The sequence below is a fragment of the Armatimonas rosea genome (genome assembly GCF_014202505.1).
Taxonomy (GTDB): Bacteria; Armatimonadota; Armatimonadia; order Armatimonadales; family Armatimonadaceae; genus Armatimonas; species Armatimonas rosea.
Genome location: NZ_JACHGW010000008.1, coordinates 23,519 through 44,086, shown reverse-complemented (window position 1 = coordinate 44,086; position 20,568 = coordinate 23,519). Strand labels below are relative to the sequence as shown.

Annotated in this window: 16 protein-coding genes; 12 read left to right on the top strand and 4 right to left on the bottom strand. The window is 63.6% G+C overall.

Going from position 1 to position 20,568, the window contains the following annotated elements; all coding sequences use genetic code 11:
- Positions 1–54 precede the first annotated feature (54 nt).
- From HNQ39_RS27330 to HNQ39_RS27315, 4 genes are read left to right on the top strand one after another with little or no spacing between them, the layout of a single operon-like run.
- Positions 55–2,724, top strand: a complete 2,670-nt coding sequence (locus HNQ39_RS27330; protein WP_184203776.1) for an ATP-binding protein — start codon at positions 55–57, stop codon at positions 2,722–2,724.
- A complete protein-coding gene (locus tag HNQ39_RS27325) occupies positions 2,721–3,893 on the top strand; it encodes a threonine synthase (protein ID WP_184203775.1) in 1,173 nt (390 codons plus the stop codon). The genes HNQ39_RS27330 and HNQ39_RS27325 overlap by 4 nt, the downstream gene beginning before the upstream one ends.
- A 30-nt stretch (positions 3,894–3,923) precedes the next feature.
- Positions 3,924–4,985 (top strand): AAA family ATPase, encoded by a 1,062-nt coding sequence (locus tag HNQ39_RS27320; RefSeq protein ID WP_184203774.1) that lies wholly within the window; start codon positions 3,924–3,926, stop codon positions 4,983–4,985.
- A 1-nt stretch (position 4,986) separates the two neighbouring features.
- Entirely contained in the window at positions 4,987–6,867 is a 1,881-nt protein-coding gene (locus tag HNQ39_RS27315; protein WP_184203773.1) for a DUF2201 family putative metallopeptidase, read from the top strand.
- Positions 6,868–6,881: 14 nt separating this feature from the next.
- Here HNQ39_RS27315 and HNQ39_RS27310 read toward each other — a convergent pair whose 3' ends face one another.
- Entirely contained in the window at positions 6,882–7,712 is an 831-nt protein-coding gene (locus HNQ39_RS27310) for a phytanoyl-CoA dioxygenase family protein (protein WP_184203772.1), read from the bottom strand.
- Complete coding sequence (locus tag HNQ39_RS27305; RefSeq protein ID WP_184203771.1) at positions 7,702–7,983, bottom strand: hypothetical protein; 282 nt, start codon at positions 7,981–7,983, stop codon at positions 7,702–7,704. The genes HNQ39_RS27310 and HNQ39_RS27305 overlap by 11 nt, the downstream gene beginning before the upstream one ends.
- Before the next feature lie 291 nt (positions 7,984–8,274).
- On the opposite strand from HNQ39_RS27305, the gene HNQ39_RS30760 reads away from it, so the two are divergent.
- The 7 genes from HNQ39_RS30760 (at position 8,275) to HNQ39_RS27270 (ending at position 16,268) form a co-directional block, all read left to right on the top strand.
- Positions 8,275–9,093, top strand: a complete 819-nt coding sequence (locus HNQ39_RS30760; protein ID WP_221290395.1) for a helix-turn-helix domain-containing protein — start codon at positions 8,275–8,277, stop codon at positions 9,091–9,093.
- Positions 9,094–9,158: 65 nt separating this feature from the next.
- Positions 9,159–9,698, top strand: a complete 540-nt coding sequence (locus tag HNQ39_RS27295) for a DUF6985 domain-containing protein (RefSeq protein WP_184203770.1) — start codon at positions 9,159–9,161, stop codon at positions 9,696–9,698.
- Between the two features lie 9 nt (positions 9,699–9,707).
- A complete protein-coding gene (locus tag HNQ39_RS27290; protein ID WP_184203769.1) occupies positions 9,708–10,379 on the top strand; it encodes a phosphodiester glycosidase family protein in 672 nt (223 codons plus the stop codon).
- 54 nt (positions 10,380–10,433) lie between these two features.
- The gene (locus HNQ39_RS27285; RefSeq protein ID WP_184203768.1) at positions 10,434–13,394 is read left to right on the top strand and encodes a DUF1549 and DUF1553 domain-containing protein; all 2,961 of its coding nucleotides are present in this window, start codon (positions 10,434–10,436) and stop codon (positions 13,392–13,394) included.
- 177 nt (positions 13,395–13,571) lie between these two features.
- Positions 13,572–15,026, top strand: a complete 1,455-nt coding sequence (locus HNQ39_RS27280; RefSeq protein WP_184203767.1) for a DUF1501 domain-containing protein — start codon at positions 13,572–13,574, stop codon at positions 15,024–15,026.
- Complete coding sequence (locus HNQ39_RS27275; protein ID WP_343075991.1) at positions 14,989–15,642, top strand: PspA/IM30 family protein; 654 nt, start codon at positions 14,989–14,991, stop codon at positions 15,640–15,642. The genes HNQ39_RS27280 and HNQ39_RS27275 overlap by 38 nt, the downstream gene beginning before the upstream one ends.
- A 26-nt stretch (positions 15,643–15,668) precedes the next feature.
- The gene (locus HNQ39_RS27270; RefSeq protein ID WP_184203765.1) at positions 15,669–16,268 is read left to right on the top strand and encodes a PspA/IM30 family protein; all 600 of its coding nucleotides are present in this window, start codon (positions 15,669–15,671) and stop codon (positions 16,266–16,268) included.
- On the opposite strand, the gene HNQ39_RS27265 is transcribed toward HNQ39_RS27270, so the two are convergent.
- Together HNQ39_RS27265 and arfA are read right to left on the bottom strand one after the other, a co-directional pair.
- Positions 16,243–17,478, bottom strand: a complete 1,236-nt coding sequence (locus HNQ39_RS27265) for an AGE family epimerase/isomerase (protein WP_184203764.1) — start codon at positions 17,476–17,478, stop codon at positions 16,243–16,245. The genes HNQ39_RS27270 and HNQ39_RS27265 overlap by 26 nt on opposite strands.
- Before the next feature lie 153 nt (positions 17,479–17,631).
- Positions 17,632–19,143: an arabinosylfuranosidase ArfA gene (arfA, locus tag HNQ39_RS27260; protein ID WP_184203763.1), complete on the bottom strand. Its 1,512-nt coding sequence runs from the start codon at positions 19,141–19,143 to the stop codon at positions 17,632–17,634.
- Between the two features lie 39 nt (positions 19,144–19,182).
- Here arfA and miaB point away from each other — a divergent pair, with 39 nt between their 5' ends.
- Positions 19,183–20,562 carry a tRNA (N6-isopentenyl adenosine(37)-C2)-methylthiotransferase MiaB gene (miaB, locus tag HNQ39_RS27255; RefSeq protein ID WP_184203762.1) on the top strand — a complete coding sequence of 460 codons (1,380 nt, stop codon included), beginning with the start codon at positions 19,183–19,185 and terminating at the stop codon, positions 20,560–20,562.
- The last annotated feature ends 6 nt before the right edge of the window (positions 20,563–20,568 follow it).

The following is a 20,568-nucleotide window of genomic DNA, read 5'->3' as shown; positions in this document are numbered from 1 at the left end:
CCTCCTTCGCCACCTTGTTACGTATCCCACTCACGCCCTGAGGATCGCTGGTGCATGAGTGCCACAACGTTCCTCTTTACCGATATCGAGGGAAGTACGCGGCTCTGGGAGGACTATCCCGCTGAGATGCCCTCAGCTCTTGAGGAGCACGATCAGCTCCTGCGGGAGATCATTGAAGCGCGAGGCGGTCTAGTATTTAAGACAATCGGCGATGGGTTCTGCGCCGCGTTTGCAGTGGCGGATGATGCTCTCGCCGCTTCGGAAGAGATGCAGCGCCGTCTGAGGATCCTCGTGGGGGATAAGCGAGCTCTGAGAGTGCGGATTGCGCTCCATAGTGGTGTTGCAGAGCAACGCGCAGGCGACTACTTTGGCCCTCCCCTAAACCGAGTGGCACGCCTCTTGGCGATCGGGCATGGTGGGCAGACTCTCCTCTCCCAGGCAACCTATGCGCTCTTATCCCACACCGCCGGTCTCCGCGACCTAGGAATGCATCGGCTTCGAGACCTCCAAGAACCGGAGCACGTCTGGCAGTGGGGACCGCAGGAGTTTCCCAAGCTACGCTCTCTCACCCTCTATGACAATAACCTCCCCCAGCAAGTGACCTCGTTTATCGGTCGGGAGAAGGAGCTTAGCCAAGTCAGGGAGCACCTACAGACCGCAAGGCTCTTGACCGTCACCGGCAGCGGAGGCTGCGGGAAGACACGGCTGACACTCCAAGTGGCCACGGAACTACTAGAGCAGTTCTCTGAGGGAATCTGGTTTGTGGAGCTTGCCCCTCTCACAGACGCCACCCTTGTCGAGCTGACCGTCGCTGACGTGCTAGGGGTGCGCCCCGTGCCAGGGGAGTCGCTCAGCAAGACCCTGGTGAAGTCTCTCAAAGAAAAAAAGCTCCTCGTTATTCTGGATAACTGCGAGCATGTGCTCCGTGCGGTCGCGGATCTCGTGGAGCTGCTTCTCCAGGGATGCTCACAGGTCCAAATCCTGGTTAGTAGCCGCGAGGCACTGGGGATTCTGGGAGAGAAAACCTACCGGGTTCCCTCGCTCTCCGTGCCAGAATCCACCCAGCTCCTGGTGGAGCGTGCGAGCTCACACCTGCCCCGGTTTGCTCTGACGGAGAGTAACCTCTCCACCATCACACAGCTCTGTGAGCACCTGGATGGGATTCCTCTTGCGATCGAGCTCGCCGCCGCTCGGGTGCGCTCCATGCCTGTTGAGCAGCTTGCTTCACGCCTCGACGACCGCTTTCGTCTCCTGACAGGTGGCTCACGCACGGCTTTGCCCCGGCAACAGACACTGCGGGCGCTGATTGACTGGAGCTACGAGCTACTCAACGCCCAAGAGAAGCTCCTCTTGGGCCGACTGTGCGTCTTCTCCGGTGGCTGGGCACTGGACATGGCGGAGAAGGTCTGTGGCACCGATGGGATCGAGGCGTGGGAGGTGCTGGATCTGCTAACCGCACTCACGGATAAATCTCTCGTCATCTACGAAGAAGAAGAAGGCGGCCTGGGGCGCTACCGACTTCTGGAGACGATCCGTCAGTACGCTACCGAGCACTTAGCCGCCTCAGAGGAGCTCGATCGGCTTCGTCTGCGCCACCGTGAGACTGTCTGTTTGCTGGCCGAAGAGGCGACTACCCACCTGCGGGGCGCAGACCAAGCCCGCTGGCTCCAGCGGTTCGATCAGGAGCTAGAGAACTGTCGGCAAGCAATGGGCCTGCCCCTCCCCGACCCCACCCACCTCGGCCTTCGTCTTGCCCTGGCCCTCAACCCCTATCTCGTGGAGATGCGAGGCAATCTCACGGAGGCGATCCTCTGGCTTGAAACCAAGTACCCTGGCGCTGTCGCGCCTCCCATGAACCTAGCGGTACAAGTCCTCACCTATCTTGGTCAGGCGTACTGGAGGCGCGGGGACTATGCGAAGGCGCGGGTGCACTTTGAGAAGGCCCTCCCGCTGTGGAAGACACTCGGCGATGCTCCCGGGTTCTACCGCACCCTGGGTGGCTTGGCCAACGTGATCTACTACCAGGGCGACTACGCCACCGCCGAGCCGCTCTACACCGAGGTGCTCGAGCTCTCTCGTCAGGGTGGCAAGCCCCAGGATATCGCCCGTGCCCTGAACAACTCCGGTTTGGTTGCGGTAGGGCGTGGTCGCCACAGCGAGGCCTTAGCGCTCTTTGAGGAGTCGCTTCAGCTCCGCCGCACACTGGGGGATCGTCTGGGGCAGGGGACGATCCTAGGGAACTTAGTGGATGTCTATGCGGAGCTGGGCCGATACGACGATGCCTGGCAGGCGGCGGAGGAGAGTCGGATCATTGGTGAGGAGTTTAGTGAGCCGCTCATGCTGGGCTACGCCTGGCTCCATATCTACCGCCTCGCTCGCGACGAAGGCGACTTCGCTCGCGCGGAGCAGGCCGCTCTGAAGAGCCTGACGCTCCGTCACGAAGTCGGGGAGCGTCATGGCGTCCTGACAAGCCTGGCAGCGCTCATGCAGCTCCGAATCGCGGAGGAGAAATTTGTCGAGGCCACCGAGCTCTTAGGTGCAACCGACACACTCCGCAAGGAGATGGATATCCAGATCAGCCCTGTCATGCGGGACGCGGATGCAAGAACCCGACGTACGCTCAGAGAGGCGCTCCCCACGGAGCAGTTTGAGCACCACTACCAGCACGGCTCTGAGCTCCCCCTCTCCTTCTGGATCAAATCGGTGGGTACAATCTCCACATGAAGAGTCTCCTAACTCATTTAGAGTGCAGCAAAACTGGCGAGCACTACGATGCCGATGTGCCCCAGAACCTGAGCCGTGTCGGGGCGCCGCTGCTGGCACGCTACGATCTATCGCGCGGGCCGCGCTCGCCGCGGGAGCTGGCGCACAAGCCGGGGCTGTGGCGCTACTCTGCGCTCCTGCCGGTGCGGAGCCCGGAGTTTGTGCGCGATCTGGGCGAGGGCGGGACCCCGCTCTTTCCCGCCGACCGGCTCGGAGAAGCGCTGGGAATGCCGCACCTGCTCATCAAAGAAGAATCGGTGAACCCAACCGGCTCGTTCAAGGCGCGCGGGATGGCGGTGGCGGTGGCGCGCGCGGCGGAGCTGGGCATAAAATCCCTGGCGGTGGGGTCCGCAGGCAACGCGGGGAGCGCACTGGGTGCCTACGCCGCCGCGCTGGGGCTGGAGGCGCATATCGCCATGCCCAAGGACACACCCGCCAGCATTGTCGCGGAGTGCCGCAGCTTTGGCGTCGACTTGGCGCTGATTGATGGTCTGATTACCGATGCTAATGCCCATGTCCAAAAAGGCATCAAGGAGCTGGGCTGGTTCGACATGGCGACCCTGCGCGAGCCGTACCGCCTGGAAGGCAAGAAGACCATGGGCTACGAGCTCTTCGAACAGCTAGATGGCCACCTGCCCGACGTGATTGTCTACCCGACCGGCGGCGGGACGGGGCTGATCGGGATGTGGAAAGCCTTCGACGAGATGGAGCAGCTCGGCTGGATCGGGAGTCAGCGTCCGCGCATGGTCTCGGTGCAGGCGGCGGGCTGTGCCCCGATCGTACGGGCCTTTGAGGAAGGGACGGAGCACGCCGCGCCGTGGGAGAACGCCCACACCAGCGCGAGTGGCCTGCGGGTCCCCCGTGCGATCGCCGATTTTCTCATTCTGGATGCCGTCCGAAAGTCCGGCGGCTGTGCGCTCGCGGTCACCGAGGAGGAGATGTTTGCGGCGTGGCGGCAGTTCTGCGCGCTCACTGGCCTCTTCTGCGCCCCGGAAGGTGCCGCCACGCTCGCCGCGCTCCAGAAGCTCCGCGAACAGCAGCTGGTGGGCCGCGACGAGCGCGTGGTGCTCTTTAACACGGGTAGCGGCCTCAAGTACCTGGAAGCCTGGGCACAGGCCAGCGGCACTTAGCAGAACCCGACGCCGAGGCGATAGAGAGCCGTGCTTACCGTAACCCCGTCGGAGCTGACCAAGCTCCTGCTCAATGTGGCCCCGATCCGCCCGGTCTTTATCTGGGGAGCCCCCGGAATCGGGAAGTCGGCGCTGGTCGAGGCCTTCGCCCACGCGGTCGGGCTGGAGTGCGTCTCCCTCCTAGGCTCGCAGCTCGCGCCCGAGGACCTGATCGGGGTGCCGCGGATCGAGGACGGGAAGAGTGTCTTCTGTCCACCTCGGCTGATCGCCCGTGACACGCCCTATCTCCTCTTTGTCGATGAGCTCAATGCCTGCTCGTTCGAGGTTCAGAAAGCCTTCTACTCGCTCATCAACGACCGACGGCTGGGCGAGTATACCCTCCCCAAAGACTCGGTGGTGGTGGGAGCGGGCAACCGGGCGCAGGACTCGGCGATTGTGAAACCCATGTCGTCGGCGCTGATGAACCGCATGCTCCATGTCGAGCTGCGCCCCAGTGTCCGCGAGTGGCTGGACTGGGCCTACACGGTCGGGATCCACGAGTGGGTGATCCGCTATGTGGAGACCCGCCCCGATCATCTCTTCTCCGCGCCGCCCAAGACCGAGGAGACCTTCACCACCCCGCGCTCCTGGCACATCCTCTCAGATGCCCTGCTCGCCTATGGCCGCGAGATTCAGCCCCAGGAGATCGACCTGCTCGCCGCCGGGTGCCTCACCCCGAGCCACGCCCGCTCGTTCGCGGCGTTTTTGAAGCAGCTCTCGGGGAGCCTGCACATCGACAAGATCCTCAAGGGTGAGCAGCCGCTCCCACGCGACCCGAAGGAGCGCGACGTGCTGTTCTTTATTGTCCAGAGCATCCGCGCCCAGCTCGCCAAGGAGCTCCCGCCCCAGAAGGACGACTGCAAACCCCAGCACCGCCACCTCGCCAGCCAGGCCAAGCGCATTCTGGTCGAGCTCTGTGAAATCAATGTCGAGCTGGCGTCCGTGATGGTGGTCGAGGAGACGGGCGAGAACGCACGAAACCTACCGAGCTGGCTCCTGGTCGATCTCATCCGCGATCTCCCCCGCCTCGCCGGTGTCGTGAAGGTCAAGTAAGGTGGCCAAGCGCGAGTCAGAGAAGCAGGCGCAGACACGGCTCCAGCAGAGCCGCTGGAACCTGGGCTACGCCAAGACCGACCTAGAGAGGAGCCCGCTGGTCGGGGTGGCGAAGCTCCTCAAGATCGAGGAGAGCGAGAGTGTCGAGGTGGCGGGGCTGGACCATAGCGCGGCGACGATCTATGTCAATGTCCACCATGCGGTCAACGGACGGCACGCGCTCTCCCGCGACGAGTGGCTCTGGGTGCTGGCCCACATGGCTCTCCACTTCGCGCTGAACCACGCCCCCAAGTGCAGCTCCCCCCCGTCGGACGGGGGCTGGGGGGCCGGCTCGCGCGACCCCATGCTCTGGAGTGTCGCCTGTGATGTGACTGTGGATCGCCTGCTCCGCGCGATGGAGCTGGGCCGGACGTACCGAGGCAATGGCTGGCTCCCCGGCGATAGCGAGAGTGAAGAGGCGCTCTACGATGAGCTTCTGCTCCGCCGTGAGCAGGGAATCAAGGCTGAGTACACCACGCTGGCGGGCAAGAGCCGCCCCGATCTGCTGGGGCTGACCAAGGCCCTGACCTACCGCCACGATGCCGAGGCGCGGCTGGCCGACGGGATTCGCAAGGCCGTTCTGGAGGCGGTCGAGAGCACGGCGGAGCACCTCACCGATGCCGAGGATAGCCTCAGCAAGTTCCCCGCGCTCGCCGCGGCCCGCCGCTGGGTCTTTCAGAACCTCCCGCTGCTGGGCGCGGTGGCACAAGAGCTCAAGATCATCGCCCGCGCCGACCTGTGCGACCGCATGGATATCTCCGTGGCGGCGGTCAACGGCTTCCTGGGAGAGCTCTACTGGAACCCCGCTGTCCCGCTCAGCCACGACGAGATGGTCTTTGTCTACGCCCACGAGCTGCTCCATGTCGCGCTCCTCCACCACACCCGGGCGCAGGGCCGCGACCCACACCTCTGGAACCTTGCCTGCGATTTCTGTATCAACGCGTGGCTGATCGAGATGGGAGTGGGAAAGATGCCGCTGATCGGGGCGCTCTACGATCCCCGGCTGAAGGACATGGGGGCGGAGGAGGTCTACGACCTGCTCCTGACCTGGAGCCCGAAGGAGCGCAAAAAACTCCGTGGCCTACGCGGCGCGCTCGGGGATGTCTTGCTGGATACGGGCGGGCGGCGGCTCTACCGGGGCGATGCGACCACCCTCGACGATATCTACAAGCGGGCGCTTCAGGCCGGGATGGCGTGTCAGACAGGGCGCGGCCTGATTCCCGCCGGGCTGATGGAGGAGATTCAGTCGCTCTTCACGCCGCCCGTTCCCTGGGATGTCGAGCTGGCGCACTGGCTGGACCGCCATGTCCCGCGCCTCGACGACTACCGGCGCTCGTTCGCCCGCGCGAGCCGCCGGCAAGCCTCCACACCGGAGATCCCCCGTGCAGCACGCTACCTGCCGCAGGAAGTCTTGGCCGCCTGTACCTTCGGGGTGATCCTGGATACCTCGGGCTCGATGGACCGTCAGCTCCTCGGACGCTCGCTCGGGGCGATCGCCAGCTTCGCAGAGGCGCGCGGTGTCCCCGCGGTCCGCTTGGTGCTCTGCGATGCCGCGCCCTACGACAAGGGGTTTGTCGAGCCGTCGGAGCTACGCGGCCTGATTGCAATCCAGGGGCGCGGCGGGACAGTTCTCCAGCCGGGAATCAACTATCTTGTCTCCCGGCCGGACTTTCCCACCACCGCCCCGGTCATGATCCTCACCGACGGCTGGTGCGAGGAGCAGCTCCAGTGCCCCCGCGAGCACTGCTTTGTCGTCCCACGGGGCCGTGAGAGCGACTTTCCGCTCCGCAACACCACCGGCCCGATCTTCCGGGTTCTTAAAGAAGACCCTTGGAGCGACTAAGCCAATCGCGTCGCTCAGGTGAAGAACGGCGCGGGGCGCTCGGGCTTGTTCTCAACACGCGTGAGCCAGTAGTGCGCGTCCCACTTGTCGTCGTCGATCAAGAACCGCCAGAACTTGATGCGCTGCGCGTACTCCAAGCGGTCGTCGTTGCCGTACCACTTGTGGTTGCGCATCAGGATCCCCGGCACCTGCGGATCGTTGAGATCGTCGGTGTTCCAGAGCTGGCGCTGCCGGACGGTCGGGTTGATGCGGAGCTTGAACATGTAGCGCATCTGCTCGGTGTGGTTGGGCTGGGCGCAGTGCCAGATCCCATGGTGCCCCACCGCGATCGTCCCCGCCTTGCACACAATCGGCACCTGGCCCCGGAAGTTCTGGTAGCGCCCGATATCGGTCTCGTGGATGCGGCGCAGGTGGCTCCCCGGCAGGAACATCGTCCCGCCCATCTCCCGCGGCGTGTCGTGGGGGAAGTAGAAGAGCTGGATATCGAAGTGCTGGCGCGGGTCGATGATATTGTCTGCGTGCCAGATCTGCCCCTCTTCGTGGCGCGGCCCCACTTTATGGAACGCATGGTGGTCGTAGAGCGGCGAGGGCCCCACCAGGCTGCGGATGATCCCCTCTACCTGCGGCAGGCGGAAGAGCGCCCCAAAGCCCTTGGAGTCCTTCCAGATATTGGAGAGCTCCTGGCCAGATTTTTCGTAGCCCGTGGGGATCAGCTTCTCGTCGATCTCCCGCATCGCCTCTTGGTTGATCTCGTCGGGGATGAGCTCTGGGAAGACCAGCAGGCCATCGGCGGCGAAGTTGGCCACCTGCACTGTTGTGAGCAGATGCTCTTTACTAACTGTCATTGCTAATATCCTCCAGTTTCTCCAAGACATACTCAAAGCGCAGGTAGCTCGTGGTCAGCTCCATGCCGGGGTAGGCGGGGTTGAGCTGCGGGAACTGGATCACGCGCCAGCCGTCTTTCATGGCCTCAATCACTGAGTTGTAGGGGGGCGTATCGCTGTCCCCCGTGGTGTGGTGCTCCTTGCCTGTCCCGTCCCAGATCGACCAGGCACAGACCCCGCTATTGAGCGCAGGGTAGTGCAGGTAGAGCACCAGCAGTTTCTGCCGTAACATCGCTTTTTCTCCTAATCGCCCTTGTGGATCGCCCCCGTTTTCGATCGCCCCGGTTGGAGCGGGGCGTCTTGCTGTCCTCGTGCCTCGGACACAAAGGGCTTCGCCCATAATCCCGAGTAAACTCGGTATGGCCGGAGGCCTTCGTGTCGGAGCCTGCGACGATAGCAAGACGCCCCCGTTCATGGGGGCGGTCCCAACGGGGGCGATCCTAACGGCGGAATTGGTTGATTTTAATAGTTTTAGTCTAGGCTTTCAATGGCCTGAGTTGTCAATTGGTGGTAAAAAATTGTCGTGACCTCCCTCACCGAGAACTGGCAGGCTATCGAGTGGCCGATCTGTCTGTCCGAGCCCCCAGTGCTGGCACAGATGTCGGCGGGGCTCCATGGGCACCAGAGCACGGATCGTTTTCAGCTCCCGACTCTCTGGTCGCTGCACTTCTACCGCTACCGCGCCACGCTGGAGCTCGCGGGGCAGACCTTTCCCATCCGACCGGGCTTTGTCGGGATCACCCCGCCCAACCAGCCCGTTCTCTACCACTACGAGGGGCCGTCGCCGCACCTCTACGCCCACTTCCGGCTACCGTCGGGGAGCCAGCCCGCCACGGGCACCATTCCCTTGATGCAGGACCTGGGCACGCGCTTTCCGCTGCTCTACGCCCAGTTCGAGGAAGTGGCGCTGGCGCCCCACCTGCCGCGCTGGCGTCGTGAGGCCCGCCTCTGGGAGCTCCTCTGCCAGCTCACCGAGCGCCCCGCCCCCCAGACCAGCCTGACCGGCCACCCCGCGGTCTCGGCGACTATCGAGCGCATCGAGCAGCGCCTCGGGGAGCCGCTCAGTATCGCCCAGCTCGCCCGTGAGGCCGGGGTGTCTTACAGCTACCTGGGGCGATTATTTCAGCAACAAGTAGGAACAAGCGCGATTGGCTATCTGAGAAAGCGCCGCATCGAGCGCGCCGAGCACCTGCTCCGAGAGTCCACGCTCCCGATCAAGTCCGTCGCGATCGCTGTCGGCATTCCTGACCTGCACCTCTTCAATAAGACCATCCGCACCGCCCTCGGCGCCTCGCCGCGTGCTTTGCGCATGTCATTAGAGGAAGATAAACGGGTGGAATGAGCATACGCACCATCCCTAACCCTAGCTCGCCTCGCTACCAAAATAGTAATGGAGGAGTATAGAAGATGACAGTTCCAGTCTTAGGGGACCTCACCAGAGATTCGCGGTTTCCCGAGTGGCTTGAGAGTGAAGCGATAGAGGTACCTGTGCTGGGGACAGGGAAGCGGCGCTTTGTGTTAGAAAACTACGAGAAGGATAAAGCGCAAGAAGAGTTTCAGGAGGCCATCGCCAACTTCCTCAAGCTCTCGCCCGTGGCACTCAAGGCCGCGGAGGAGCCGATCTTTCGGTACTACCAGGACGTTGCCGAAGACTACGACGATGAAGACTTTGAAGAGGCAGGCATTCCCCCACTAACAGAGGCAAGCGAGGTCTGGGAGCATATCCAACTCGCGGAAGTGATCCATGTAAGTCGGCGACCCTATGGGGACAAGAAAATCTACCTCTCGCTCTCCTGTGGCTGCGACTGGGAAGAGGAACATGGGCTGATGATCGTCTTCAAGCAGGGGCTTTTTGTCAATAAAGTGGGAGGCTACGATGGTCATCTCACCAACTCCGATGCCTATGGTTCCTCGCGCTTTGAAGATGTCGTCTATCGGGAGCTCTAGGCCATAACCATGAACCTACGCGAGCTCCGCCACCAAGGCACCTCATTTGTCGTGGCGACAGTCGATCTGGCCCACGACGACCTACACCTACTCTGGAAAGATGCCCGGGGCCAGCGTTTTGGCTCGCTGGAGGGAGCGGAGGCTTGGGCGACGGCGCAGAAGAAGAAGCTTCTGCTGGCAACCAATGCGGGGATCTTTGCGCCGGGCTATGTCCCGCTGGGGCTGCATGTCTCGGAGGGCAAGACCTTGGTCAAGCTCAACCAGTGGCACGGCGGGGGGAACTTCTTTCTCGCTCCCAACGGGGTCTTTGCGGTGGTGGGCAAGCGCACCGGGGTCTGGGAGACGGGGGAGTTTGCACAGCGCCAGCTAAAACCGCGCCTTGCGACTCAGTCCGGGCCGCTCTTGGTGCAGCGTGGGAAGCTCCACCCCAAGTTCACCAAGGGCTCAGCCAATCGAAATATCCGTAGCGGGGTGGGAGTCGCACAGGACGGCAAGGTGGTCTTTGTGCTCTCCCAGCTGCCCGTCAACTTCTACGACTTCGCCAGCCTCTTCCGCGACATGCTCCACTGCCCCGATGCGCTCTACCTAGACGGCGCGATCTCGGGGATGCTCTGCCCAGGAACCACTCTCTCCAACACGGGCAGCGATAACTTCGCGGGAATCCTCGCGGTTTTAAAATAACCTCCCCAAGCGATAGGAGGGATTTCCTCGGGCGCTCGCGAACCAGAGACTACGATGCACCGTGGCTTTCTGGCTCTGGCTCTTGGGGCGATTCCCCTCACTCTGGCGCTCGCGGCTCCGCAGTCGCCGGGGCAAGTGTCGTCGGAGGCGTTTGAGCGCTCCGTCCGGCCCGTCTTGGCGGAGAAGTGCCTCTCGTGCCACGGCGCGACCCAGCAGCTTGGGGGCGTCCGCCTGGACCAGACTCTCTCCAAAGACCAAGCACAGAAGCTGGTCGCGGCGATTGGCTACACGGGCGCGATCAAGATGCCCCCCGCTGGCAAGCTCCCCGAGAGCGAGCGCCTTGCCCTCACAAGCTGGGCGCAGAGCGGGGCCGTTGCCCCCCCCGCCCCCAAGCTTGGGGGAGCCCGCGCGGGAGCATGGCCTTACTCGCCTGTCAAGATTAGCCTTGCGCCGCCGGTTGCGGGAGCGCGGACCGATCTCGATGCGTTTCTGCTAGCGCGGCTCCAAAAACAGGGGCTGGGGTTTGCGCCCAAGGCCGATAAACGAACCCTGATCCGACGTCTGAGCTTCGATCTCACCGGCCTGCCGCCGACGCCCGAGCGGGTCGAGGCCTTTATCAAGGACACGCGCCCCGATGCCTATGAAAAGCTCGCCGACGAGCTCCTGGCATCTTCGGCCTACGGTGAGCGTTGGGGGCGGCACTGGCTGGATGTGGCACGCTACGCCGACTCCGCCGATGCGCGCGGGCTGGGCAGTGAGGGCGATATCAGCGAGGCGTGGCGCTACCGCGACTGGGTGATCGGGGCGCTCAACGCGGATATGCCCTACACCGAGTTCATTAAGAAGCAGCTCGCGGGCGATGTCCTCGACGGCGATCCCGTCCCGACCGGATTTCTGGCGATCGGCAACTGGGGCAACGGCGATGCGGACAAAGACAAGATCCTGACGGATATCGCCGATGATCAGGTGGACACGACCAGCAAGGCATTTCTAGGACTAACCGTCGGCTGCGCGCGCTGCCACGACCACAAGTTCGACCCGATCTCCACACGCGACTACTACGCGATGGCGGGGGTTTTCTTCTCCAGCCATATCCTCCCCAAGCTCACGCCCAAGGGCGCGGGCGAGGTGATGCTGCGCATCCCCCTCGAAACCCCAGCGCAGAAGGCGGCACGCGAAAAACTCGCTGTCGTGGAGAAGCAGCTCACCGACGAGCGCACGGCGGCGCGCAAGGCCGTGGCGCAGGCGTGGGCCAGAGAAGCAGCGCAGGGAAAAATCCCCACCGGCTCCGAGCGGCGCTGGCAGGAGTTTCTGGCGCTCGACGGCCCTCCTACACTACGCACGACGATGCAGCGGGTGGGCGATATCGCGGGAATTGAGGGCGTCAAGGGCGACAAGCCTGCGGTCAGTGCGACGGTGAATACGACAAACCAAGCGCAGCGCATTCTGACCTTCACCCTGCCGCCGCGCTCGGTAAATCTCCATCCCAGCCCCAACGCAGGAGTCGCGGCGGTCTGGAAGGCGGAGCGGACAGGGACAGTTGCGGTCGAGGCCACACTCGCGGATGCTGACCCCGCGTGCGGCGATGGCTTTGCCTGGGAGCTACGGCAGGACGAAAAAGTGCTGGCGAGCGGCAAGGTGGCTAATGGTGGAACGGCGCCGCCCCTCAAGCGCGAAGTGAGTGTCAAGGCAGGCGAGACGCTCCTCCTCTGTGTCCTCCCCGGCGGCGAGTACTCCTGTGACACGACCACCCTCACCTGGAAAGTGGGCACCGACGAGCTGACAAAAGACGCGCTCACCCATGCCGGCCAAGGGAGCTTTGGGCCGTGGCGCTTTGTCGATCTTGGCCCCGTCCAGCGCTCCCCGGAGGCAAGTGCAGTGGTCGCTGCCTGGAAGTCCGGAGATCATGCCAAGGCGCTCACCCTCGCCGCCACGCTACCACTGGAGCAGAGCCCGTTTCTCCCCGACAGCGACAGCCAGCTCTCTGCAGCAACGCAAACCCAGCTTGCCGCGCTGGAGCGGGAGCGCACTGCGCTCCAAGCCCAGATCCCCGCTGTCCCCCAAATTGCCAATGGGATCGCGGAGGGCGGTGTCCCCGGGACGCCGCACGAGGGTGTCCACGATGTGAAGGTCCACAAGCGCGGCCGCTACGACAACCTCGGTGAGCTTGTTCCCCGCGGTGCGCCCGTGGTGCTGGGCGGTGGCCCCTTCAAGCCCACCACCGGTAGTGGCCGACGTGAGCTGGCGGAGTGGATCGCCAGCGACAAAAACCCCATGACCGCGCGGGTGATCGCCAACCGGCTCTGGCAGGGGCACTTTGGTCGCGGGATCGTGGCCACCCCCAGCAACTTCGGCAAGCTCGGCGAGAAAGCCACCCACCCCGAGCTCCTCGACTACCTGGCCCGTGAGCTGGTGCAGAGCGGCTGGAGCCTCAAGGCCCTCCACAAGCGCATCGTCACCAGCGATGCCTACCAGCAGTCGTCGGTTCCCTCGGCGCGCGCCCTCGCCAAGGACCCCGACAACAAGCTCCTCTCCCGTGCACCCCGCCGCCGCCTAGAGGCCGAGGCCCTCCGCGATGCCCTGCTCTCGGCATCGGGGAAGCTCGACCGCACGCCCGGCGGCCTCGCCTACCGCGATATCGCGACGCCACGCCGGACGGTCTACGCCATGACGATACGCTCGGATAGAACGGGCTTTGGGCCGCTCTTCGACAGCGCCGACCCAACCAATAGCGCGGAGAAACGCACGGTCTCGACAGTGGCCCCGCAAGCGCTCTACTTGCTCAACAGCCCCTTCGCGCTGGAGCAAGCGCAGGCCCTCGCCGCCCGCCTCAAGGCCCACCCGGGAACCGATTCTGAGCGGATCGTCTACGCCTACAAGCTACTCTACTCCCGCCCACCATCGCCCAAGGAGCTCGCCCTCGGCCAGAGCTTTCTGGCAAAGCTCACCCCCGACGGCTGGGAGGCCTATGCTCAAGCGCTCCTCTGCGCCAACGAGTTCTGCTATGTGGACTAATATCGCCTCGGCTGTGATCGCCCCCGTTAGAGGGGGGCGTCAACGAGCGTCGCAAGCTCCGCTGCAAAGGCCTTCGGCCATACAAACTGCAGAGAGCTCTTTTATGGGCGAAGCCCTTACCAGCCGCAGGCTCGTTGACGCCCCGCTCCAACCGGGGCGGTTCCCGGAGAAAAAGTTATGACACGACGTGAGATTTTGCAAAACTGGGGCACGGGCTTTGGAATGCTCGGCCTCGCGAGCCTGCTCGCCGACGAAGCACAAGCCTCCCCCCTCGCATCCCCCCTCTCGTCCCCGCGAAGCGGGAAAACGAGCGAGAGGGGGTGGCCGAGGCACGAGGCCGGGGGAGTGCCCGGGGGAGTGCCCGGCGCGGGCAAGGCCAAGCGCGTGATCTTTCTCTTCATGTCCGGGGGACCGTCGCACGTGGATACCTTTGACCCCAAGCCGCGCCTGACCGCAGAGACCGGCAAGCCGCTACCGTTTGCCAAGCCGTCGCTGGAGCGCACCAAGACCGGAAACCTCCTGGGCTCGCCGTGGCAGTTCAAGAAGCACGGGCAGTGTGGCACCGAGGTCAGCGAGCTCTTTCCCAAGGTGGCGGAGTGTGTCGATGACATGTGCGTGATTCGCTCCATGGTCGCCGACAACATCAACCACAACGGCGCGTGCCTCCAGATGAACACCGGCGAGCAAGCGTTCTCGCGGCCGTCGCTGGGTTCGTGGCTCCTGTATGGACTGGGAACAGAGAACAAGAACCTGCCCGGCTATGTCGTGCTCTCGCCGGCGCAGCCTGCGCAAGGGGCGCCGCTCTGGACCAGCAGCTTTCTTCCCGCCGCGTTCCAGGGAACCCTGGTCAGCGACCTGAAGAACCCGATCGCCAACCTGAGCAACGCCAAGCTCTCGGCGCAGAAGCAGCGCGAGCAGCTGGACTTGCTGGCGCAGCTCAACGCCGCCCACAAGGCCGCCCGCCCCGGCGACTCCCAGCTAGAGGGCCGCATCCAGAGCTTCGAGCTGGCGTTTCGGATGCAGCGCGAGGCCCCCGAGGCCTTTGATGTCGAGAAAGAGAGCCCAGAGACCAAAAAACTCTACGGCCTCGACAACCCGCTCACCGAGACCTTCGGGCGGCAGTGCCTGATGGCGCGGCGGCTGGTCGAGCGTGGCGTGCGGATGGTGCAGGTCTACCACACCGCCACGTCGAAGCGCTCCAGCTGCCAGCTCTGGGACCAGCACGGGGGCCTCAAGACCGAGCTGCCCAACAACTGCGCCGCCACCGACCAGCCCATCGCCGCGCTGCTCAAAGACCTCAAGGCACGCGGCTTACTAGAAGATACCCTCGTGATCTGGGGCGGCGAGTTTGGGCGCACGCCCACCGCAGAGAGCATGGACGGCCGCGAGCACCACCCGTTTGGGTTCTCGATGTGGCTGGCAGGCGGCGGCGTCAAGGGCGGCATGGTGCACGGCTCCACGGATGAGTACGGCTGGCACGCACAGGACAAGAAAGTCCATGTCCACGACCTGCACGCGACCATTCTGCACCTGATGGGAATCGACCACACCAAGCTGACGTATCTCTACGGAGGACGAAACTACCGCCTGACGGATGTCTACGGAACGGTGGTGGCCGATATTCTCGCCTAACGGAGTGTTCTTCATGCAACGCCATCTTGCCTTACTTCGTGAGCTATTCTTCCCTCCAAAACGCCGCTCTGAGGAACTGGGGAAGAGAGAGTCTCCTGAAGAACTTTGGGATCATGCGAAGCGCCAGATACAGGAAGAGCATGTCCGCAACCGAGAGCGCGTTGTGCAGGCTATTGAAACGAAGAATCAATTTCGGAACGAAGTGGACAGCTTGAAAGCGACGATCCAGAAACTGGACAAGAAGGCGGACGAAGCTCGGAAACGCCAGGATCATGAGCTGGCGGACCAGCTCTTGAAAGAAAAGCAAGGTTATGTAGCGGCGCTCCAGAACACGGACGAGACACTCGCGCGGGCCGAGGAAGACTGCGAAAAGCTCAAGGGTGCTGTCAAGCAAGAAGAAGAGAGAATTCGTCAACAGACCGCCGAGCTGCTCGCGCTCCGGGTGCAGTGGAAAGAGAGCGAGGTCGAGCGGTACCTGAAAGAACAGCTTCGCGCGATAGGGCTAGAGCATCCCTCGGCGGAGCTGAACCGCAAGACGGTGCGGGAGCTAGTGGGCTTTTTTCTGCTGGTGACAATCGGGCTACTCGTCCTCGTGGTACGGTTTGCCTCACGGTGAGCACCCATTCCCGGAAAGGAAATACAATGCAACGACACCTCGCTCTCCTTCTGTATCTCTTCCCGCTCCCCCAGCGTCGCTCCCGCGAGGAACGGTCTGCCGATCAGCTGCTGGACCTGGCCAAGAAACGTCTCGATGAGCTCCACGCACGGCACCGAGAGCAAGCTGTGATCGCGCTTACGCAGAAGAACAACCTGCAAAGCCAGGTAGATGACCTCCAGAAGACGGTGCAGAATCTTCAGGAAAAGGCGGAGGCGGCGGTTCGCAAGGGCGAGAACGCTCTCGCCGATAAGCTCCTTCGCGAAAAGCAAAGCTACGAGCTCTCACTTCGCAGTGCGGAGGAGACCCTTCAGCAAGCGGTTGAGACCGGCGAGCAGGTGAAACGCGCCCTAGACCGCGAGGAGGAGCAGGTGCGAGCGAAGACGGCGCAGATTCTGGCGCTTCAGCTGGAGTGGAAGGGCACCCAGATCGAGGAGGCCATGCAGGAGCAGCTGGAGAGTATGGGCCTTTGGCACCTGACCCAAGAGCCAGCGCCACGCATCGACCGCCAGACAGCCCGCGAGCTGGTGGGCTTTTTGCTGCTGCTAGTGCTCGTGCTGCTTATCGGGATCGGGCGCTTGCTCTGAGCCCGTCTAGAACGTGCCAGAGGGAGCGGGCTTGGTGGTAGGGATCGGTCCAAGCATCGCTCTTGGCGCGGCTACGCTGGGGCGGTCCGGCTTCGTCGGTGGCGGAGAACCAGCCGCTATGGAGCGCATCGCACTGCTTGTCGCGGATAAAGGCCCAGAGCTTTTGAAACGCCTCGCCGTAGCGCGGGGTCTCTTTGCCGTAGAGCTTGTGCATCAGTAAGAGAGCATTGAGCCCCTCGGCCTCCACCCACCAGACCTTCTCCCGGTGCTCGATCTTCTTGGTCGCGCGGTCGGCGGCGTCGAAGAAGCCCCCGTTTTTCTCGTCCCAGCCGTAGGTGAGCGCGTGATCGACCAAGGCACGGGCGAGCTTGGCGGTCTTTTCCTTCGGCTCATTACGGAGCCCTAGCGCGTGGGCGGACTCGTGGAGCAAGAAGCCGGTCTCGACATCGTGGCCGAAGCTGAGGTGGTCGGGCGCGGGGGTCCAGTCGAGGAGGAAGAACAGCCGCTGGTAGCCGTCGGGCTGGGCGATCGTGTCCCGCACCAGCGCGTGTGCCTCCGCAAGGCGTGTTCGCACCAGCGGGTCCGGCCAGACTTCGTGGAGCGCGGTGAGGGCTTCGAGCACATGGATGTGCGTGTTCATGGACTTGAGCCCCAGCGCCGTTCCGATCTGGTCGTTGCCCGCTCCCCGCGGTTTGGGCGTGCCGTCGAGTGTCAGCGCCTCGTGCCAGCCGAGGTGCTTGCTGTCATGGGCGTGCCGCTCTAGCCAGGCAAAGCCGCGCTTGGCCCACTCCAGCGCCGCGCTGTCCTTGGTCGCTTTGTAGGCCGTGGCGAGGGCGTAGACCGCAAAGGCATTGCCGTAGACATGTTTTTCATCGCGCGTGGACTGCTTTGTCTCCGTGTCCACCGACCAGTAAAACCCACCGCGTGTGTCGTCCCAGAGGGCGCTGCTCAGGTACGCCACCCCGTGCGCGACCCGCTCACGCCAAGCGCTTGCCTCCTCTGGCTTCCCCCGCAGCGCGGCCTCGGCGGCGGTCCAGGTCAGCCGCGCCTGGTAGACCACGTTGCGCTCGTGATCCGCCCCCGGCTTCCAGGTGTCGTCGTAGCTCTGTAAAAACCCACCTTTGGGATCGACTGCGCGGGGAAACCAGCAACGCAGGATATGACGGTCCAAGCAGGCCGCCACTTCGGCGGGCAGGGTATCGGGGAACATGACGCTATTTTATCGCCCCATGGAATGGGACGTCTGCAATGGCACTGCGTGCCGCAAAGCCCGTGCCGGGCTACCGAACTTATTCCCAGCCCGGCACGGGCTTTGCGGCCGAGGGACGAGGCCATTGCAGACGCTGGTTTCCAACCGGCGGCATCACGGCGCGGTCCGATAGCGCAGGACATTCCAGCTGAGCGGCGGGAGCGTGACGGCTCCCTTGCCGTGGTCGAGTGGTGGGAGTGCGCGTGTGTGCGGGACGACCGTCTCTGGCGCGTCGGCGGTGTTCTCGGCGTTGAGGTTCGGGTGCGCGATACAGAGGTGCTCGTGGGGCGCGAGTGTGCCAAAGGCGCGCAGGTCGAGAGAGAGCTCCAGCGGGTCGCCAGCCGGGTCGCGGTTGATGGCGAAGATTGTCAGTGCGCTCTCATCGTCGGCGAGCACGGCGACGGTCTTTAAGACACTGGCTTGCTCACGGACCTTGCTATCAAAACGCGGGGCATTGACGGCGCAGCGCAGGGCGGTCCCTCGGCCCAGGGTGGCGGCGTGGTGGAACGGCCAGAAGATGGTCTGCCGCCACGCCCGCCCGCCCGGCTCGGTGAGGATTGGGGCGAGCAGGTTCACCACTTGCGCGATGCAGCCGATCTTGACGCGCTCGGCGTGCTCCATGAGGGTCAGGAGCATCCCGCCCACCACCAGCACATCGGCCATGTCGTAGACATCGCTGGGGCGCTCACTGACCTCAGGCCAGGTGCGCTTCTGTGGGAGGGCGTTGTTCTTGGGAAACCAGACATTCCACTCGTCGAAGCTCAGGTGGAGGGTCTTCTTACTTTTTTTACTCGCCTTCACCGCATCACAGAGCGCGATCGCCTCGTCGATAAAGTCCCCCATGTTGTCCGGCTCGGAGACAAAGCTGGCCAGATCGCCGTTGTGGTCATCGTAGTAGGTGTGCAGCGAGAGGTAATCGACATTCTCATAGCACTCCTGAAGCGCCTCCCACTCCCACTTGCCAAAATCGGGCATGCCCCGCCCCGACGAGCCACACAGGATTAGCTCGATACGGCTGTCCACCCACTTCATCAGCTTGGCGGTCTCGTTGGCGAGGCGGCCGTACTCGTAGGGTGTCTTGGTCCCCATCTGCCAGAAGCCATCCATCTCATTGCCCAGGCACCAGGTCTTAACGGCGTGCGGCGCGCGCCAGCCGTGCGAGATTCGGAGCTCGGAGAGCTGGGTGCCGCCGGGATGGTTGCAGTACTCGACAAGCTGCCGCGCCTGGTCGGGGCCGCGCGTCCCCAGGTTCACGGCGAGCATCGGCTCGGTGTTTACTTTCTGGCACCAGTCGATAAACTCATTGGTCCCAAACGCATTGGTCTCGGTGACTCCCCAGGCCAGGTCCAGCCGCCGGGGCCGCGTCTCCTGTGGCCCGACCCCGTCTTCCCAGTGGTAGCCGCTGACAAAGTTGCCGCCGGGGTAGCGCATGATCGGCATCGCCAGCTCCCGCACCAGCGCGATCACGTCCTGGCGAAAGCCTTGCGCATCGGCGGTCGGGTGGCCAGGCTCGTAGATTCCCGTGTAGATATGCCGCCCCAGGTGCTCGGCAAAGCCACCATAGACCCGCGGGTCGATCGGGGCAAGGGAAAAATCACGGTCCAGGGTGAGCGTCGCAGCCTTCATAGAGCTAGTTTACTGTAGCGCGATACAATAGCCGTTGCTATGGCTGAGAAAACCAAGAAATTTCATGTCATCACCTGGGGCTGCCAGATGAATGTCGATGACTCCGACCAGATCGAGAACCTGCTGCTCTCCGATGGGCTGGAGAAAGCCGACTCGCTCGAAGACGCCGATGTGGTGATGCTCAATACCTGCTCGGTGCGCCAGAAGCCTGAGGACAAGGTTTTCTCGCAGCTGGGAATCCTCGCGGAGCTGAAGCAGGCCCGCCCGGACATGGTGATCGGGGTGACGGGCTGCATGGCCCAGCGCGCCGGTGCCGAGATCGCGAGGCGCGCGCCGCACATCGACCTGATCGCCGGCACCGCGCAGCTAGAGCGCATCCCGGAGTTAGTGCGCACGCGCCAGAGCCTGCTGGAGAGCGGCGCGGCCAAGCAGAACGCCCCCAGCGATGTGCTGATCCAGCTCCAGCTCCCGCGCAAGAAGGAGGAGAGCCAGCTCTATCTCCCCGAGCGCAAACGGGTCACTACGGGAAAACTAAAGAGCTTTGTCAGCATCATGTACGGCTGCGACAAGTTCTGCCAGTTCTGCATCGTCCCCCACACGCGCGGAAAAGAGCGCTCCCGGCCGGCATCGGAGATTATCGGCGAGGTGGAGTATCTTGCGCAGCACGGCACCAAAGAGGTCTGCCTGCTCGGTCAGACCGTCAACTCCTACGGCCTTAAGGGCCTCGAAGCGACCTGTAGCTTCTCCGAGCTCCTGCGCCGCGTGGACGCGGTCGACGGCATCGAGCGCATTCGGTTCACGTCGCCCTACCCCAAGGACTTCACCGACGATGTGATCGAGGCGATGGCGAGCCTGCCGGCGGTCTGCGAGCAAGTGCACCTTCCCGTGCAAGTCGGCGACGATGTGCTGCTCAAGCGGATGAACCGTGGCTACACGCTGGACCAGTACCGAACCATTGTCGCAAAGCTACGCGCCGCGATGCCCGATATCGTCATCACCACGGACCTGATGCTCGGCTTCCCCGGCGAGACCGAGGAGCAGGTGCAGAATACCCTGGACTTTGTGGAGGAGATCCGCTTCGACCAGGCGTTTATGTTCATCTACTCCCCGCGCCACCCCACCCCCGCCGCAAAAATGCCCGACCAGATTCCCCAGCCCGTCAAGGTCGAGCGCCTGGAGCGCCTGATCGCGATTCAGAACCGCATCGTCGTGGAGAAAAACAACCAGTACGCCGCCGAGCGCCGCGTCTACGATGTGCTGGTCGAGGGTGCCTCCCCCAAGCACCCTGGCCAGTGGCACGGCCTCACAAGAGGCGGCAAGACCGTCAACTTCGACGCCCACCGCAACCTCACCGGCCACACCGTCAAGGTCCGCGCCCTAGAAGGCCATCTCTGGGGCTTCATGGGGGAATTGGTGTAAACAGCC

Excerpts from the sequence above, each read along its gene's own strand:
- miaB (WP_184203762.1), top strand. The coding sequence starts at position 19,183 with ATGGCTGAGAAAACCAAGAAATTTCATGTCATCACCTGGGGCTGCCAG.
- HNQ39_RS27310 (WP_184203772.1), bottom strand. The coding sequence starts at position 7,712 with ATGACAGTTAGTAAAGAGCATCTGCTCACAACAGTGCAGGTGGCCAAC.
- HNQ39_RS27280 (WP_184203767.1), top strand. The coding sequence starts at position 13,572 with ATGACACGACGTGAGATTTTGCAAAACTGGGGCACGGGCTTTGGAATG.
- HNQ39_RS27290 (WP_184203769.1), top strand. The coding sequence starts at position 9,708 with ATGAACCTACGCGAGCTCCGCCACCAAGGCACCTCATTTGTCGTGGCG.
- HNQ39_RS27270 (WP_184203765.1), top strand. The coding sequence starts at position 15,669 with ATGCAACGACACCTCGCTCTCCTTCTGTATCTCTTCCCGCTCCCCCAG.
- HNQ39_RS27295 (WP_184203770.1), top strand. The coding sequence starts at position 9,159 with ATGACAGTTCCAGTCTTAGGGGACCTCACCAGAGATTCGCGGTTTCCC.
- HNQ39_RS27305 (WP_184203771.1), bottom strand. The coding sequence starts at position 7,983 with ATGTTACGGCAGAAACTGCTGGTGCTCTACCTGCACTACCCTGCGCTC.
- HNQ39_RS27325 (WP_184203775.1), top strand. The coding sequence starts at position 2,721 with ATGAAGAGTCTCCTAACTCATTTAGAGTGCAGCAAAACTGGCGAGCAC.
- HNQ39_RS27265 (WP_184203764.1), bottom strand. The coding sequence starts at position 17,478 with ATGTTCCCCGATACCCTGCCCGCCGAAGTGGCGGCCTGCTTGGACCGT.
- HNQ39_RS27285 (WP_184203768.1), top strand. The coding sequence starts at position 10,434 with ATGCACCGTGGCTTTCTGGCTCTGGCTCTTGGGGCGATTCCCCTCACT.
- HNQ39_RS27275 (WP_343075991.1), top strand. The coding sequence starts at position 14,989 with ATGTCTACGGAACGGTGGTGGCCGATATTCTCGCCTAACGGAGTGTTC.
- arfA (WP_184203763.1), bottom strand. The coding sequence starts at position 19,143 with ATGAAGGCTGCGACGCTCACCCTGGACCGTGATTTTTCCCTTGCCCCG.
- HNQ39_RS27330 (WP_184203776.1), top strand. The coding sequence starts at position 55 with ATGAGTGCCACAACGTTCCTCTTTACCGATATCGAGGGAAGTACGCGG.